The organism is Bradyrhizobium sp. WSM3983 (assembly GCF_000473045.1).
Lineage (GTDB): Bacteria > Pseudomonadota > Alphaproteobacteria > Rhizobiales > Xanthobacteraceae > Bradyrhizobium.
In genome coordinates this window covers 35,098-51,159 of sequence record NZ_AXAY01000022.1, presented here as the reverse complement: position 1 = coordinate 51,159, position 16,062 = coordinate 35,098, and the positions used below count along the sequence as shown (strand labels likewise).

Genomic DNA, 16,062 nt, shown 5'->3' with positions numbered 1-16,062 from the left:
GCCTGGCATCGTGGATAGATCGGCGGCCTTGCTTGCGTCAACGGAAAGGAGTGCGTTTGATCGTATTGCGCAGCGAAGGAGGGAGCCATGACGGCCTATGACGATCAGAACGTCTTCGCGAAGATCCTTCGCGGCGAGATTCCCTGCTTCGAGGTGTTCAGGGACGACCGCAGCTTCGCCTTCCTGGACATCATGCCACGCTCGCCCGGGCATACGCTGGTGATTCCGAGGGCACCGGCGCGCGGCATTCTCGACATTGCGGACGACGATCTCGCCGGGGTCACCCGGACCGCCAAGCGGATCGCGGTCGCGGCGATGAAGGCGTTCGACGCGGAGGGCATTATCCTGCAGCAGTTCAGCGAGCCCGCCAGCGGGCAGGTGGTCTTTCACCTGCACATGCATGTCATGCCGGTCAGGGCCGGCGTCGATCTGCTGCCGGCGCAGACGCGCAAGGAGGACATGGCCGTGCTCGCCGATCACGCCAGGCGGATGATCGCGGCGCTTGGTGGTTAGACGCCGAGATACCGCTGGAGCAGCTCCGGCTGGACCTTGAGCTCCTGCGCCGGACCCTCGTGGACGATGTGGCCGTTGTTGATGATGTAGATCCGCGTCGCCAGCGCCAGCGTTGCCGCAAGATTCTGCTCGACCAGCACGATGGTCTGGCCGGCGGCCGCGAGCTCGCGGCAGGCCTTGACGAGATCGTGAACGATGACGGGGGCGAGTCCCTCGAACGGCTCGTCCAGCAGCACGATCTTGGGATCGCGCACCAGCGCCCGTGCGATGGCGAGCATCTGCTGCTCGCCGCCGGAGAGCTCGGTGCCGCGATTGCCGCGCCGCTCCTTCAGTCGTGGAAACATCTCATAGATGCGCCCGAGCGGCCAGTGCTTTGGCGCGGTGATGCCGGCGAGGACGATGTTTTCCTCCACCGACAGGCTGCCGAAGATGCGCCGCTCCTCGTGCACGAGCTGCATCCCGGCCTGCGCGATCTTGTGACTCCTGCGGCCGGCGATATCGATGCCGTCGAACTTCACGCTGCCGCTGCGCGGCGTCACGACGCCCATCAGGCTCTTCAGCGTGGTGCTCTTGCCGGCGCCGTTGCGGCCGAGCAGCGCCACCACCTCGTGACGTTCGACATGCATGGCGACGTCGAACAGGATGTGGGAGTCCCCGTAATAGCTGTTCAGGCCGTTGACCTCGATGAGACTCATGCGGCGATCTCTCCGTGCACGCCGCCGAGATAGGCTTCCTGCACTGCGGCGTTGGTCTTGATTTCCTCAGGCGTGCCGGAGACCAGCACGCGGCCCTCCTGCAGCACCGTCACGCGCTCGACCAGCTCGAACAGCGAATCCATGTCGTGGTCGATGATGATCATGGTGCGGCCGCGCGCGATCGATTTGAGCAGCTTGACGGTCTCGACCCGCTCGCGCGGGCTCATGCCGGCGAGCGGCTCGTCGAGCAGCAGCAGGCGCGGCGAGGTGGCAAGCGCCAGCCCGATCTCCAGCCTGCGCTTCTCGCCATAAGCGAGCTCGGACACGGGCGTGTCGGCGCGGCGGGTCAAATTGACCAGCGCCAGCGTGTGCTCCACCTGCTCCGTCAGACCCTTGACGCCGGAGAGCGAGCGGAACAGGTCGAGCCGGAATTTTCCCCGCAATTCCGCGAGGGCCGCAATCCTCAGGTTCTGCCGTACCGTGAGACCAGTGAAGAGCTGGTTGACCTGGTAGCTCTTGGTCAGCCCGAGCTGGCAGACTTCGGTGATCTTCAAGCCGGTGATATCGCGTCCCGCGAACATGATCTGGCCCGAGGTTGGCGGGATCTCGCAGGTCAGCATCTTGAAAAAGGTCGACTTTCCGGCGCCGTTGGGACCGATGATGCCGCGCAGCTCGCCCTGATTGACGCTGAAATCGATGTCGCTGTTGGCGACGAGGCCGCCGTAGCGCTTGGTGAGACCGGTGGCTTTCAGGATCGGTCCGGAATAGGCGGGATGCTCGACCTGCTTGGCCTGCATTGGTGCAGGCGGCGCTTGCTGTGGCGTTTCGACCTCAGCCTCCTCCGTCTCCGCAGCCTTCCGGGCCCGCTTGCCGGAGACGAGGCCATAGAGATCGACGAGGCCGCCGACGATACCGCCGCGGAGGAAGCAGACCAGCAGCACGAACACCACGCCGAGCACGAGCTTCCAGGCCGCTCCCAGACCAAGCGCGGACTGGAGGAAATCCTGCAGGAAGAGCCAGACGGTTGCGCCCACCAGCGGGCCGAACAACGTGCCTCGGCCGCCAATCGCGGTCTGCATCACGAGCTGGCCGGATGTGTCGAAGGTGAAGGCATCGGGTGGCATGAAGGCCTGGAGCACGCCCAGCAGGCCGCCGGCAAAGCCCGCGTAAGCGGCGGCGATCACGAAGGCAGTCAGCTTGTAGCCGTGGATGTTGTGGCCGACCGCGGTGGCACGCAGCGGATTGTCCCGGATTGCGCTGAGAATCGCGCCGACCGGCGAACGCACGATCCTCAGCGCGATGATGACGCCGATGAAATAGCACAGCGCGATGAACTGATAGAGCGACCAGCCATCGGTGAAATGGATGGTGGTGAAGCCCAGATTGAAGCTCGGGGCCGGCACGCCCGGCAGGCCGTTCTCGCCGCCGGTGAAGTCGGAGAGCGGATTGAACTCGACGAAGAAGAACACTTCCGCGATCGCCACCGTGATCATGGCGAAGTAGATGCCGGTGCGGCGCAGTGCGATCAGGCCGACCAGATAGCCGGTCGCAGCCGCTGCGATCATGCCGATGACCAGCGCGCCCAGCACGTTGCTGAAGCCGGCGCGGGTCAGGAGGTACGCGGCAACGAAGCCACCGGTGCCGTAGAAGGCTGACTGGCCGAACGACAGCAGCCCGGTGAAGCCGAACAGGATGTCGAAGCCGAGGCCGAATAAACCCCAGACCAGGATTCGGTTCACCGTGTTCGGCGCGAAGCCGAGATGAGGCAGCACGAAGGGAGCCACGATCAGGCCGATGGCCGTCAGTGTCTCGATCAGGAACGGGCGTTGCTTGAGCATCAGGGATTCACTTATTCGCGGCCCTGGACGCCGAGCAGGCCATGCGGTCGCACCACGAGCACGAGCGTCATCGCCGCAAACAGCATCACATAGGCATAGCCGGGGTTGAACATGGAGGTGACGCTGATGATCTCGCCGGCGATCAGGCCGCCGAGGATCGCGCCGGGGAACGAGCCGACGCCGCCGATCACCACCACCACGAAGGTCTGGACCAGGATGTCGTCACCGATGCCCGGTGTCAGCGAGACCACCGGCGCGTTGACGATGCCGGCAAAGCCGGCGGCCATTGCGCCGATGCCGAACACGACCATGAAGACGCGGTAGACGTTGATGCCGAGCGAATCGACCATCACCGAATCCTCGATGCCGGCGCGCACGATCATGCCGAGCCGGGTGCGGTAGAGGATGATGAACAGCGCGCCGAGCGCGATCGCGACGATGCCGACCACGGCGAGGCGGTAGGTCGGATAGAACATGAAGCCGAGATTGGTGATGCCCTGGAATATCGCTGGCGGCGGCACCAGCTGCGACTGGCTGGAGAAGATCAGCCGGATGATCTCAACGAAGCAGATGCCGAGCCCGAAGGTGACCAGCAGCTGGTCCTCGTGCGGGCGATGATAGAAATGGCGAATGATGGTTCGCTCCATCACGACGCCGAGCAGCATCACGAACAGTGAGCCCGCGATGACGGCGAGGATGAACGATTCGGTGTACTGGTAGGTGACGAAGCCGGCATAGCCGCCGATCATGAACATCGCGCCATGCGCGAGGTTGAGCACGCCGAGCGTGCCGTAAATGATGGTCAGGCCGGAGCTGATCAGCGCAAGCAGGGCGCCGAGCGCGAGCCCGTTGAAAAGCTGCGAAACGAGATTGGGCCAACTAATCATGCAACGATCGCTGTTGTGACGCGCGATGGCGTCAAAAAAGGTGACGCCGCAGGTCCAGAGTAAGGCCTACGGCGTCACAGGGGTTAGCACAGACTCAGGTGTAGTCGCCGAGATGGCAGCCGAACGCGTCCGGCTTCTGCATCAGGCCTTCACCCGGGACGATCTCCACGACGTCGTACCAGTCTTCCTTGTTCTTCATGTCCTTCTGCTGCTTGCCCTTCACGACGATCACCGGGCGAATGCACTGGTGATCCTCGGGCCGGTAATGCACGTCGCCGACCAGGGAGGGGATCGTTTCGCCCTTCTCATAGGCCTTGATCACGTCGGGCGGATTGAAGCTGCCGGCCTCCTCGCACATATGGGCCCAGTGCGCGAAGCTGACATAGGCGTTCTCGGCGCCCCATTCCGGCTTGTAGCCGTACTTCTTCTCGAAGGCCTCGTTGAACATCTTGGCAAGCGGGAACTTGTCTTCGATCGTCCACCAATAGTCGGTCGCGGCGTAGACGCCCTGCATCAGGCCGCCGGTCTCGCGCGCGATGAAAGGCACCTGGTAGGGAACGACCAGCTTCATCTTGTCGAGCACGCCGAACTGCTTGGCCTGCTGGGTCGAGAGCACGGCATCGTGGCCCCAATTGACGTTGATGAGCACGTCGGCGCCGGAGTTCGCGACGTTCAGCAGATACGAGGAATAATCGGGCGCGCCGAGCGGGGCGACCTGGTTGGTCACGGTGGTCCAGCCGGCGCTCGCGAGGAAGTCCTGCATCGACTTGGTCACGGTGTGACCGTAGGTGTAGTCCGGGGTGAGATACGCAGCCTTCTTGCCCTTGCCGAACTCCCGCACCATCACCGGGCCGATCGCGGCCGCGGCGGTCTGGCCGAAGAAGTTTTGGCGCACGCCATAGCGCACACAGTCCTTGCCGGTGGTGTCGTTCGAGCCCGAGATGCCGCACACGAACAGCACGTGCTCGCGCTGGGCGAGCTTGTTCAGCGCGACCGCAACCGCGCTCGAGGTGCCGCCGGTGATCATGATCGCCTTGTTCTCGCTGATGAAGCGCTGTTGCGCCTGCACCGCCTCGTTCGGCTTGGCCGCGGAATCTGCGACGCCGAATTTCAGCTCCTTGCCGAGCACGCCCTTGCTGGTTTTCGGCGAGATCTTCTTGATCAGCTCGTGGCCTTCATTGATGTGCTCGATCGCAAGCTGGTAGCCCTTGAGCTCGTCCTCGCCCTGCACGGCATAGGTGCCGGTGCGCGGCACGGAGATTCCGATGAAGGCGGTGGAACCCGACACGCCCGCGGGATAGGAGCCGATCGCGGGCTTGTCCTCGGCAAACGCCGGCATCGCCGGCAGCACCGAGCCGCCGATGAGGCCCGCTGTGGTCTGGAGCAGGCCACGGCGCGAGAGGCCGCGGCGGATGAGATCGTCAGTCATGGTCGTTTCCTCCGAACATCGTTCTTGTTTGCAGGCAAAACACGACTCGTCCGGCGGCGGCCGGCCTTAAAGGCCTGCCCGCGCCGGGCACGTCACATCCGCGTGTAGCTCTTGGACGTAAGCATTGCTTGTGAAGGCCTTCTGTCAATTTCGCCTTTGGTCGAACGACGAAAATTATGTCGTGAAAACATATCGGATCACGATATATATTAGTCTTTGTGAGTACGAGGCCGGCGGGTTCGGCGAGAGAGATAGCGCGGCAGGCGACAGTGGCAGGTGTCCGGAAGCGACGATCATGGCCGCAGCAGGCGGAGCGGCCTGAGGTGGCGTGGCCCGCGGAGGGCGACGACCAGCGCGCGACGCCGCAGTCCGGCGAGGCCTCCCGCACGCCCGAGTCGCGCAATCGGCCGGCCGGCGAGCGCGGACCGGCCGTCGGCGCCGTTCAGGCCAAGTGCGCTCCGGTGCCGATGAAGAGACTGAGCGTGCGGGCCCAGAATGTCCTGAAGGAGCTCGCGGTCGAGCTCACCGGCGAGCAGCCGCCGATGGGGACTTGGTCGCCCTCGCGCGAGCTGCTGCGCGTGTTGACCGCCGAGCGCCTGGCGACCGCCCGCAACTGCGGGCCGCATACGATGCGGGAGATCGTCGACTGGGCGCAGGGTTGCGGTGTGACCATCAAGCCGGTGCTTCCGCCCGGCGGCTCGCTGTCGCAGATGTGGGCGGAGCTGATTGCGAACGCATCGGCCGGCGCCTTGACCAGTGCGGAGATCGCCGGTGCGCTGCAGCGATCGATCCGGCGGAAGAGCGTCCGCATCCCGATCGCGTTTCAGGTCATTCTGGTGAAAATCCTGCTGTCCAGCTTCGAATAGGCGGCCGGATAGCTGTGTATCCGAAGTCCCGGCCGGTTGGTCCGGCCGCTGCTGCTTGCTACTTTTGGCTGGGCTGCCCGCGTCGCCGGGTGGCAAGCTCGAAGGCGGCAAGGCATGGTTCAAGGCATGGTTCAGGCAAAGAAGGCGCGGCGGTCCGCGGCGGCGATGCCGGCCCAGCGTTCAAATAGCCGCACGATGCGTGACTCCGACTATGCCGCGCTGGCGCAATTCCGCTATCAAATCCGGAACTTTCTGGCCTTCAGCGAGGCGGCCGCAGCACAGCAGGGCTTGACGCCGACGCAGCATCAGGCGCTGTTGGGCATCAAGGGTTTTGTCCGTCCAGGCCCCGCAACAGTCGGCGACGTCGCCAAGTTCCTGCTGATCCGACCTCACTCCGCTGTTGAGCTGATGAACCGGCTCGCGAAGCTCGGGCTGGTCAGTCGCGTTGCCGACCCCGACGACGCCCGGCGTGTTCATCTCAAGCTGACGAAGAAGGGTGAGCAGAAGCTCCAGGCGCTCTCGCGGAAGAACCTTGAAGAACTTCGCCGCGCTGCGAGCCCGGCGTTGAGCCGGCTCTTGAAGTCATTCCGCGCCTCAAGCGAAGCCTGAGCGCCGTGTCAGGCGCGGCCACTTACGCCGCCGCGCCCTGCGCGGCGAGCTGTGCGGCCTGGTGCTCGGTCGTCAGCGCATCGGTCAATTCGCCGAGCGCTTCGCCGGCGATCACCTGCGGCAGCTTGTAGAGCGTCAGATTGATGCGGTGGTCGGTGACGCGGCCTTGTGGGAAATTATAGGTACGGATGCGCTCGCTGCGGTCGCCGGAGCCGACCTTCTCCTTGCGCTCGGCCGAGCGCGCGGCATCGACGCGCTGCTGTTCGGCGTCATAGATGCGCGAGCGCAGGATGTTCATGGCGGAGGCGCGGTTCTTGTGCTGCGAGCGGCTGTCCTGCATCATCACCACGATGCCGGTCGGGATGTGGGTGATACGAATCGCCGATTCCGTCTTGTTGACGTGCTGGCCGCCCGCGCCTTGCGCGCGCATGGTCTCGATCCGCAGATCGTCGTTCTTGATCTCGACGTCGACCTCCTCGACCTCCGGCATCACGGCGACGGTGGCGGCCGATGTATGGATGCGCCCCTGCGTCTCGGTGTCAGGCACGCGCTGCACCCGATGCACGCCGGATTCGAATTTCAGCTTCGAGAACGCACCCCGGCCCTGAACTTCCGCGATGATTTCCTTGAAGCCCCCGACCGTGCCCTCGCTCGCCGAGATCACCTCGACCTTCCAGCCCTGCAAGCTCGCAAAGCGCTCGTACATCCGGAACAGATCGCCGGCGAATAGCGAGGCTTCGTCGCCGCCGGTGCCGGCGCGGATTTCCAGCACGACGTTGCGGTCGTCCATGGCGTCCTTGGGCAGCAGCGCCACGCGAATCTTCTGGACGAGATCCTCGATCTTCGGATTGAGCTCGTCGCGCTCGGCTTCCGCCATGCTGCGCATCTCGGCGTCGGTCGCCGGATCGGCGATCAGCGCCTCGGTGTCGGCGAGCTCCTTCACGGCGGCACGATAAGTCTTCACCGCCTCGATCAGCGGGTTGATCTCGGCGAGCTCGCGCGTGACCTGCACGTAGCGCTCGGAGGAGAGTTGTCCCAGCGATTCGGCTTCGAGCGAGGCGTGATGCGCGAGCAGGACGTCCAGTTTGGCTTCAGGGAGTGACGACATCGGTTTGGTCTCAAAAGGCGGAGGGAGGCGAGGCGGCAAAGACGAGCGGCAGGCCCGCTACAACGCCAGGCCTTCGGCCTCGGCAAATTCCGTCAGCTTCTGCCGGATCGAGACGCTCCCCGCAGGCGCATCCAGCAGCGGGCCGAGCATCGCTTCGGCCTTCTTGGCGTCGAGATCGATCACCATCGCCTTGACCGGGCCGAGCGCGGTCGCCGACAGCGACAGCGAGCGATAGCCCATCGCGATCAGCGCCAGCGCGCCGATCGGCTTCGAGGCCATCTCGCCGCACAGCGACAGCGATTTCTTCGCGGCCTGCGATTTTTGCGCGATGTCGCGCAGCGCGCGCAGGATCGGCGTCGACATCGTGTCGAAACGTTCGGAGACCTTGGCATTGCCGCGATCGACCGCGAACAGGAACTGGAACAGATCGTTGGAGCCGACCGAGATGAAGTCGACCTTCTTCAGAAGCTCGTCCATCTGATAGAGCAGCGCCGGCACCTCGACCATGGTGCCGATGTCGATGCGCTCCGGCAGCGTATGGCCGTGCTGACGCAGATAAGTCAGCTCGCGCTCGACCAACGCCTTGGCCGAATCGAACTCGGCGACCTCCGAGATCATCGGGAACATGATGCGTAGCGCACGGCCGCCGCCGGCGCGGAGCAGCGCACGGATCTGGCCGCGCAACAGGCCGGGACGGTCGAGCCCGAGCCGGATCGCGCGCCAGCCGAGCGCGGGATTCTCCTCGATCACCGTCTCCATATAGGGCAGCGCCTTGTCGCCGCCGATGTCGAGGGTGCGGAAGGTGACGGGCTTCTGGCCCGCGGCATCCAGCACGGCGCGGTAGAGCGCGAGCTGGTCGCTGGTGCGCGGCAGGCTCTGGCCAACCATGAATTGCAGCTCGGTGCGGAACAGGCCGATGCCGGCGCTGCCGGTGTCCTCGATATGCGGCAGGTCGATGGCAAGGCCCGCATTGATCAGGAGTTCGACCTTCTGGCCGTCCTTGGTGACGCAAGGGCGGTCACGCAGTGCCAGATACTGCGCCTGGCGGCGGGCGCGGAAGCGCACACGCTCGGCATAGGCGGCCTCGACTTCCTGCGAGGGCCGCACATAGATCGCGCCCGAGGTGCCGTCGACGATGATGGCGTCGCCGGGGTCGGCGATGCCGGGCGCGTTCGGCACTTCGCCGACGGCGGGAATGCCGAGCGCACGCGCCACGATCGAGACGTGGGAGTTGGCGGTGCCTTCCTCCAGCACGATGCCGCGCAGGCGCTTGCGGTCGTAGTCGAGCAGCGCCGCCGGTCCCATCGCGCGCGCGATGACGATGGCGTTGTCGGGCATCTGCTCGCGCGAGGGCGCATGGTCCTGGCCGACCAGCTGCCGCATCAGGCGGTAGCCGAGGTCCTCGAGATCGTGCAGCCGGTCGCGCAGATAAGGATCGGTCACGCGCAGCATGCGGGCGCGGGTGTCGGACTGGACGCGCTCGACGGCGGCTTCCGCCGTGAGGCCGGTGGCGACCGCCTCGTGCAGCTTGTGCGACCAGCCCTGGTCGTTGGCGAACATGCGGTAGGCTTCGAGCACGTCGCGGTGCTCGCCGCCCTCGGCGACGTCGCCGCGCTCCAGCATGCGATCGAGATCCGAGCGCAGCTTGGCGAGCGCGGTGTCGAGCCGCTTGATCTCCTTCGGCAGATCCTCGGCGATGTAGTCCTTGATGACGACGCGCGGCTCGTGCAGCACGACGTGGCCGAGCGCGATGCCTTCCGAGAGGATCGCGCCGGCCTTCTGGGTGGAATGGCGCGCGGCAGGCTCCAGGCCGGGCTGGGCGAGCGCGGATAATTCGCCCGACGCGATCAGCTCGGCCAGCACCATGGCGGTGGTCTGCAGCGCCTCGAGTTCCTCCTCGACATAAGTGCGCTTGGCGCGGTTCTGCACCACCAGCACGCCGAGCGTGTTGCCGGCGCGCAGGATCGGCACGCCGAGGAAGGAGTGGTAGATTTCTTCACCAGTCTCGGGGCGGAACGAGAAAGCCGGGTGGCTCTGGGCGTCGTTCAGGTTGAGCGGCGTCGCCTCGCTGGCGACGAGGCCGACCAGGCCCTCATGGGCGCTCAGCACGGTATGGTGCACGGCCTCGCGGTTGAGGCCTTCGGTGGCGTAGAGCTCGAGGGTGTTGTCGATGCGCAGCACATAGACCGAGCACACCTCGGCCACCATGTTGGCGGCGATCAGCACCACGATCTTGTCCAGCCGCTCCTGGGCCGAGACCTGCTCCGCCATGGTTTCGCGGAGCCGTCTCAACAAGACGCGGGGACCTCCCGACGCGCTCCGCATGAACCGTCAATCTCCTCCGTCTGCCCGACCCGGCGATATTGGCCGGCGGCTGGCCTAAAATTCCAGAAAAACAACCAAATTGTTTGTCCGGCGCAGGCACAAACCCAAATCTACTCGAGATTTCGCGCTTGCGCCGAATCAGCGCCGCCTGAACTGGGACACAGTCTGCGGCAGCCCACCCTGTTCGCCGTATAGCGAATTGAGGCTTGTTTTGCCAAGCAAAACGCCTGCCAAACGCGAAGGTGTGTACACCTTCGCGTTTGCTGCGACCGCTAAGAGAAAATTAGTCTAAGTCTGATCGAGGCCGTAGAGCGTATGCAGGGTGCGCACCGCAAGCTCGGTATAGGCGGTGTCGATCAAAACCGAGAATTTGATCTCGGAGGTTGTAATGGCCCGGATATTGATATTTCGTCCGGCGAGCGCCGAAAACGCCTGGGCGGCGACGCCGGCATGGCTGCGCATGCCGCTGCCGATCACCGAGATCTTGGCGACGTCGGTCGCGGTATCAAGCCGGGCATAGCCGATCGTGGCCTTGGCGGCGGTAATCGTGTCCTTGGCGCGGTTGTAGTCGGCCGCCGGCACCGTAAAGGTGAGGTCGGTGGTCTTGCCGTCTTCGGAAACGTTCTGAACGATCATGTCGACGTTGATATTGGCATCCGCGAGCGGGCCGAAGATCGACGCGGCCACGCCGGGCTTGTCCTCGATCTGGCGCACCGAGATCTGGGCCTCGTCCTTTGAAAAGGCGATGCCGGTGACGACGTGGCTTTCCATGATCTCCTCCTCGCCGCAGATCAGCGTACCGGGCGGCTGGTTGGCATGCGGGTCGATATCCTCGGGCTTGTCGAAGCTCGAGCGGACGAAGATCGGCATGTTGTGGACCATGCCGAGTTCCACCGAGCGCACCTGGAGCACTTTGGCGCCCTGGGAGGCCAGTTCCAGCATGTCTTCGAACGCGATCTTGTCGAGCCTTTTGGCCTTCGGCACGATTCGCGGGTCGGTGGTGTAGACGCCGTCGACGTCGGTGTAGATGTCGCAGCGGTCGGCCTTGACGGCGGCCGCGATCGCCACGGCCGAGGTATCGGAACCGCCGCGGCCGAGCGTGGTGATGCGGTTGGCCTTGGGATCGATGCCCTGGAAGCCGGCGATGACCGCGACCTCCTTGCGATCCCTAAAGCGGGTAACGATCTCGCTGCCGTCGATGTCCTCGATCCGGGCCGAGGCATGGGCGTCGCTGGTCTTGATCGGGATCTGCCAGCCCTGCCAGGAGCGGGCCTGGATACCCATGCCCTGGAGCACGATGGCCAGCAAGCCCGAGGTCACCTGTTCGCCGGAGGCGACGACGGCGTCGTATTCGCGCGCGTCGTGCATCGGCGAGGCCTCGGTGCACCAGGCCACCAGTTCGTTGGTCTTGCCCGACATCGCCGAGACGACCACGGCGACCTCGTGGCCGGCGTCGACCTCACGCTTCACATGGCGTGCGACGTTGCGGATACGGTCGATATTGGCGACGGATGTGCCGCCGAATTTCATCACGAGGCGGCTCATGACGACGCGTGCATTCCCCTATAAGGATCAGTATGGTGACCCGCGCTGGACGGATGCCTAGGGCATACCGACCGCGCGTATACAGAGGGGCGGAGCCGGGGGCAAGCGGGTTCCTGCGGGGCCCAATCCGGGCAATGGGTTAATCGAGGTTATGGCGCGCTATATTGACGAGATTCTGCAGCCCGGCGAGCGGGTGCTGTATTCGACCAATGCGCACTGGATCTTCTATGTCCCGGCAATTCTGGCCTGGATCGTGGCTCTTGCCCTGTTTGTCCTGTCCCGGCAAACCATCGTTGAAGGGTTCGTGCTGCTGTGTCTCGTCGGCTCCGGCCTGGCGGCTCTGGCAGCCCTGTATTTGACCGTAAAGGCTTGGTTCCATCGCTGGACCACAGAGACCGATGTGACCAATCTGCGGGTCGTCCACAAGACCGGTTTTATTACCCGGAAGACCTTCGAAATGAGCCTCGACAAGGTGGAGAGTGTCGACGTCGATCAGTCGATTCCTGGACGTATTCTCAATTACGGCGATGTGACGATTCGCGGTGTTGGGAAGGGTTTCGAGAAAATTAAGACGATCGCCTCGCCGCTGGCTTTCCGTAATTCGATCACCGCGCGATAGAGCGCCGCGTCACCATGAGCATGCAGCAAGATACTTCCGCAACCGCAAGCCCCCCGCCGGGCTCGACCGTCGATGCCGCCGAGATCGCGAAATTCTCAAAGCTCTCGGCGGAGTGGTGGGACCCCAAGGGCAAGATGGCGCCGCTGCATCGGATCAATCCGCTGCGGCTCGGCTATATCCGCGACTCCGCCTGCCGCAAGTTCGAGCGCAATTTGCGCAGCCTCAACTGCCTCGGCGGCCTGCGCGTGCTCGACATCGGCTGCGGCGCTGGCCTTTTGTGCGAGCCCTTGTCGCGTCTCGGCGCGCAGGTCATCGGCGTCGATCCCTCGGCCAGCAACATTGCGGCGGCGAAGCTGCATGCCGACAAGAGCCATCTGTCGATCGACTACCGTTGCACCACGGTGGAGGAGATCGATCCGCGCGAGCGTTTTGACATCGTGCTGGCGATGGAAGTGGTCGAGCACGTCGTCGACGTCGGCGTCTTCCTGAAGCGCTGCGCCTCGATGCTGAAGCCGAACGGCCTGATGATCGTGTCTACCCTCAACCGCAATTGGAAGAGTTTTGCGCTCGCCATCGTCGGCGCTGAATACGTCCTGCGCTGGCTGCCGCGCGGCACCCACGAATGGAACAAGTTCGTCACCCCCGACGAGCTGACCAAATATCTCCTCGACAACCGCCTCGTCATCACCGAGCAAACCGGCGTCGTCTACTCCCCCTTCGCCGACAAATGGACCCTCTCGTCGGACATGGACGTGAACTACATGGTGGTGGCGGAAGGGATGGTGTGAGGAAAGGGCCGCGCTGCATCCACATTTCCGATGTCGTCCCGGCGAAGGCCGGGACCCATACTCCCAGTGGCAGTTGTAGCGCGAACCTGATCACCCCAAGTCTTCGCTAAATCAAATCCGGTGGTTATGGGTCCCGGCCTTCGCCGGGACGACAGGGGTGTCTGTAGCGCGAGCATCGCTCCTATGACGTGAGCATGATTGACCTGCCGCCACGCCATCGCCAGGTTGCGTCAACATTCCCGCAGCAGTCCCCTCCCATGCTCACCGTCACCAGCCTCTGGATTCCCTTCACCGTCATTGCTGCGCTCGGCCAGGTCGCGCGCAATGCGATGCAGCGATCGCTCACCAAGCCACTGGGGACCTGGGGCGCGACCAATATCCGCTTCCTGTTCGGCTTCCCGTTCTCGCTGCTGTTTTTAGGCGCCGTGCTGGTCGCCTCCGGCGATCATTTGAGCTTGCCGCCGTCTGCGTTCTGGCCGTGGCTGCTGCTGGGCGCGCTCAGCCAGATCGTTGCCACCGGGTTGATGCTGCTCGCGATGAACGACCGCTCTTTCGTGGTGACGACGGCCTATCTCAAGACCGAGGCAATCCAGACCGCCATCTTCGGCTTCGTCTTCCTCGGCGACCACCTGACATGGCTGAAGGTGCTGGCGATCGTGATCGCGACCGTCGGCGTCGTCGTCACGGCGCTTCGGCCTGGTGGCGAGAAGAGCTTTGCGGAGTTGAAGCCGACCATCCTGGGGCTTGTAGCGGCCGCGGCGTTCGCGCTGTCCGCAGTCGGCTTCCGCGGTGCCATCATCAACGTGCCGAACGTATCCTTCGTGACGGCGGCCTCCTTCACACTGGTGCTGGGCCTGTTCGTGCAGACGGCGATCCTGTCGAATTATCTGCTCTGGCGCGCCCCGAAAGTGCTCCAGGCGATCCTTGGCCTGTGGAAGCCGTCGTTGTTCGCCGGCTTCATGGGCGCCTTCTCCTCACAGTTCTGGTTTCTGGCGTTTGCGCTGACCGCGGCGGCCAATGTCCGCACGCTGGCACTAATCGAGGTGTTGTTCGCGCAGGGCGTGGCGTATTACTCGTTCAAGCAGCCAATCGCGCCGCGGGAAATCGTGGGCATCGTGCTGATCGTGGTCGGCGTCGCGGTGCTGGTGGGCTTCTGACTTTCTCAACCGCCGTCAAGCCCGGCCATGACGAGAAGAGAGAGCCTCAGTTCCGGTCTTCCGGCAGTGTCGGCAGCGGCGACACCTCGATGCCCTCGTCGATCAGCGACTTGGCCTCGTCGGGCGAGGCCTCGCCGTAGATCGGGCGGTGCTCCTTGTCGCCGTAGTGCATCGCGCGGGCTTCGTTCGCAAAGCGCTCGCCGACATTGTCGGCATTCTTCACGATGTGGTCGCGCAGCTCCTTCAGCTTGGTACGGAGCTCGCGCTCCTGCGCCATCATCAGCGAAGTGGATCCAGGCTGCGCAGCCTCGGGCGCGGGCGTCGTCGTCGGCTCCGGCGGGGACGTTGCGGGTCCGCGCCCCTTCTTGCCGACGATGCGCGGCGCCATGATCGCCTTGTCGACCTTGGCGGAGCCGCAGATCGGGCAGGTCACGAGCTTGCGCTTCACCTGCGAATCGTAAGCCGACGAACTCTGGAACCAGCTCTCGAATTGGTGGTCGCGGTCGCAATGGAGCGCGTAGCGGATCATGCCGATCCCCGCACCAGATGCAGATGGTCCGGCCCAGCCTTGGGATCGGAGACGCCGAAGCGGCGGCCGTGCTGGAGCGAGGGGATCGCGCGGCGTGCGGTCTCGACCTTGGCCGGGTCGATCTTGGCCACGATGACGCCGGGCTCGACATCGCCCTCGGCGAGGATCTCGCCCCAGGGGTCGATGATCAGCGAGTGACCATAGGTCTCGCGCTTGTTCTCGTGGGTGCCTGCCTGGGCAGCCGCGAAGATGAAGCAGCCGGTCTCGATCGCGCGCGACCGTAGCAGGATGTGCCAGTGCGCCTCGCCGGTCTTGCGGGTGAAGGCCGACGGCACCGTGATGAAAGAGGCGCCGCTCTCGGCCAGTGCGCGATAGAGCGCGGGAAAGCGCACGTCGTAGCAGATCGTCAAGCCAACGCGGCCCCAGGGCAGGTCGGAGATCACGGCGGTCTCGCCCGGCTGGTAGTTGGCGGATTCGCGATAGCTCTCGCCGTCCGGCAGCTCGATGTCGAACATGTGGATCTTGTCGTAGCTCGCGAGCACTTGGCCCTCGGGCCCGATCAGGAAGGAGCGGTTGACCGCCTTCTCCGGCGAGAAGCGCAGCGCCAGCGAGCCGACATGGATGTGGATCTTCAGCTCGGCCGCGAGCGCGCGATACGCCTTCAGCGAGGCGTCGTCCTCTTCGCTCTGGAGATGCTCGAACAGCGCCTTGCGGTTCACCTGCATCATATTGCTGACTTCGGGCGTCTGCACGTAGTCGGCGCCCTTGGCAGCCGCCTCCCGGATCAGTTTTGTTGCCTGTGCGAGGCTCGGCTCGGGCATCAGCCCGGTGCGCATCTGCACCATGGCGGCGGTGAAGGTCCTGTTGTCGCTCATGAGACCGCCTTGATGCTTTCGAGCAGGCCGTCGAGCTTGCCTTCGCGATCGAGCGCGTAGAGGTCGTCGCAGCCGCCGATATGGGTTCCGCCGATCCAGATCTGCGGGAAGGTCGAGCTCTCGCCGGCGCGGTCGTACATCTCCTCGCGCCAGGACGGGTTCTTGGCGACGTCGAATTCCGTGAAGCTAGCCTTCTTGCGGGTCAGCAGCGACCGAGCCGCGGAACAATAGCCGCATCCCGGCCTGGTGTAGATCTCGACAGCAGCGTTCATGGCGTCC

At 64.5% G+C, this 16,062-nt stretch carries 16 protein-coding genes; 6 read left to right on the top strand and 10 right to left on the bottom strand.

Annotation, left to right across the window (positions count from 1 at the left end):
- Window positions 1–87: 87 nt before the first annotated feature.
- Window positions 88–513 (top strand): HIT family protein, encoded by a 426-nt coding sequence (locus tag YUA_RS0126420; protein WP_027533417.1) that lies wholly within the window; start codon window positions 88–90, stop codon window positions 511–513.
- Here YUA_RS0126420 and YUA_RS0126415 read toward each other — a convergent pair.
- The 4 genes from YUA_RS0126415 to YUA_RS0126400 form a co-directional block, all read right to left on the bottom strand.
- Window positions 510–1,208: an ABC transporter ATP-binding protein gene (locus tag YUA_RS0126415; protein WP_027533416.1), complete on the bottom strand. Its 699-nt coding sequence runs from the start codon at window positions 1,206–1,208 to the stop codon at window positions 510–512. The two genes, YUA_RS0126420 and YUA_RS0126415, sit on opposite strands and share 4 nt — an antisense overlap.
- A complete protein-coding gene (locus tag YUA_RS0126410) occupies window positions 1,205–3,046 on the bottom strand; it encodes an ATP-binding cassette domain-containing protein (RefSeq protein WP_027533415.1) in 1,842 nt (613 codons plus the stop codon). Before YUA_RS0126410 ends, YUA_RS0126415 begins: the two co-directional genes overlap by 4 nt.
- 11 nt (window positions 3,047–3,057) lie before the next feature.
- A complete protein-coding gene (locus YUA_RS0126405; RefSeq protein WP_027533414.1) occupies window positions 3,058–3,933 on the bottom strand; it encodes a branched-chain amino acid ABC transporter permease in 876 nt (291 codons plus the stop codon).
- 94 nt (window positions 3,934–4,027) lie between these two features.
- On the bottom strand, window positions 4,028–5,362 hold the full coding sequence (locus tag YUA_RS0126400) for a substrate-binding protein (RefSeq protein WP_027533413.1): 1,335 nt from the start codon (window positions 5,360–5,362) through the stop codon (window positions 4,028–4,030).
- 251 nt (window positions 5,363–5,613) lie between these two features.
- On the opposite strand from YUA_RS0126400, the gene YUA_RS0126395 reads away from it, so the two are divergent.
- Both YUA_RS0126395 and YUA_RS0126390 read left to right on the top strand, forming a co-directional pair.
- On the top strand, window positions 5,614–6,228 hold the full coding sequence (locus YUA_RS0126395; RefSeq protein WP_027533412.1) for a hypothetical protein: 615 nt from the start codon (window positions 5,614–5,616) through the stop codon (window positions 6,226–6,228).
- Window positions 6,229–6,354: 126 nt separating this feature from the next.
- Window positions 6,355–6,837 carry a MarR family winged helix-turn-helix transcriptional regulator gene (locus tag YUA_RS0126390; protein WP_027533411.1) on the top strand — a complete coding sequence of 161 codons (483 nt, stop codon included), beginning with the start codon at window positions 6,355–6,357 and terminating at the stop codon, window positions 6,835–6,837.
- A gap of 22 nt (window positions 6,838–6,859) precedes the next feature.
- Here YUA_RS0126390 and prfA read toward each other — a convergent pair whose 3' ends face one another.
- From prfA to YUA_RS0126375, 3 genes are all read right to left on the bottom strand, one after another.
- Window positions 6,860–7,945, bottom strand: a complete 1,086-nt coding sequence (gene prfA, locus YUA_RS0126385; protein ID WP_027533410.1) for a peptide chain release factor 1 — start codon at window positions 7,943–7,945, stop codon at window positions 6,860–6,862.
- 57 nt (window positions 7,946–8,002) lie between these two features.
- Window positions 8,003–10,270 carry a phosphoenolpyruvate--protein phosphotransferase gene (gene ptsP, locus YUA_RS0126380; RefSeq protein ID WP_027533409.1) on the bottom strand — a complete coding sequence of 756 codons (2,268 nt, stop codon included), beginning with the start codon at window positions 10,268–10,270 and terminating at the stop codon, window positions 8,003–8,005.
- A 288-nt stretch (window positions 10,271–10,558) separates the two neighbouring features.
- Entirely contained in the window at window positions 10,559–11,815 is a 1,257-nt protein-coding gene (locus YUA_RS0126375; protein WP_027533408.1) for an aspartate kinase, read from the bottom strand.
- 151 nt (window positions 11,816–11,966) lie between these two features.
- Here YUA_RS0126375 and YUA_RS0126370 point away from each other — a divergent pair, with 151 nt between their 5' ends.
- From YUA_RS0126370 to YUA_RS0126360, 3 genes are all read left to right on the top strand, one after another.
- Entirely contained in the window at window positions 11,967–12,434 is a 468-nt protein-coding gene (locus YUA_RS0126370) for a PH domain-containing protein (protein ID WP_027533407.1), read from the top strand.
- Window positions 12,435–12,448: 14 nt separating this feature from the next.
- Window positions 12,449–13,222 carry a bifunctional 2-polyprenyl-6-hydroxyphenol methylase/3-demethylubiquinol 3-O-methyltransferase UbiG gene (gene ubiG, locus YUA_RS0126365; RefSeq protein ID WP_027533406.1) on the top strand — a complete coding sequence of 258 codons (774 nt, stop codon included), beginning with the start codon at window positions 12,449–12,451 and terminating at the stop codon, window positions 13,220–13,222.
- Between the two features lie 257 nt (window positions 13,223–13,479).
- Window positions 13,480–14,379 carry an EamA family transporter gene (locus YUA_RS0126360; RefSeq protein ID WP_027533405.1) on the top strand — a complete coding sequence of 300 codons (900 nt, stop codon included), beginning with the start codon at window positions 13,480–13,482 and terminating at the stop codon, window positions 14,377–14,379.
- Window positions 14,380–14,425: 46 nt separating this feature from the next.
- On the opposite strand, the gene YUA_RS0126355 is transcribed toward YUA_RS0126360, so the two are convergent.
- From YUA_RS0126355 to grxC, 3 genes are read right to left on the bottom strand one after another with little or no spacing between them, the layout of a single operon-like run.
- Window positions 14,426–14,908 carry a DUF1178 family protein gene (locus tag YUA_RS0126355; protein ID WP_027533404.1) on the bottom strand — a complete coding sequence of 161 codons (483 nt, stop codon included), beginning with the start codon at window positions 14,906–14,908 and terminating at the stop codon, window positions 14,426–14,428.
- Window positions 14,905–15,783, bottom strand: a complete 879-nt coding sequence (locus tag YUA_RS0126350) for a carbon-nitrogen hydrolase family protein (RefSeq protein WP_027533403.1) — start codon at window positions 15,781–15,783, stop codon at window positions 14,905–14,907. Before YUA_RS0126350 ends, YUA_RS0126355 begins: the two co-directional genes overlap by 4 nt.
- Window positions 15,780–16,055 (bottom strand): glutaredoxin 3, encoded by a 276-nt coding sequence (gene grxC / locus YUA_RS0126345; RefSeq protein ID WP_027533402.1) that lies wholly within the window; start codon window positions 16,053–16,055, stop codon window positions 15,780–15,782. Before grxC ends, YUA_RS0126350 begins: the two co-directional genes overlap by 4 nt.
- Window positions 16,056–16,062: the final 7 nt, after the last annotated feature.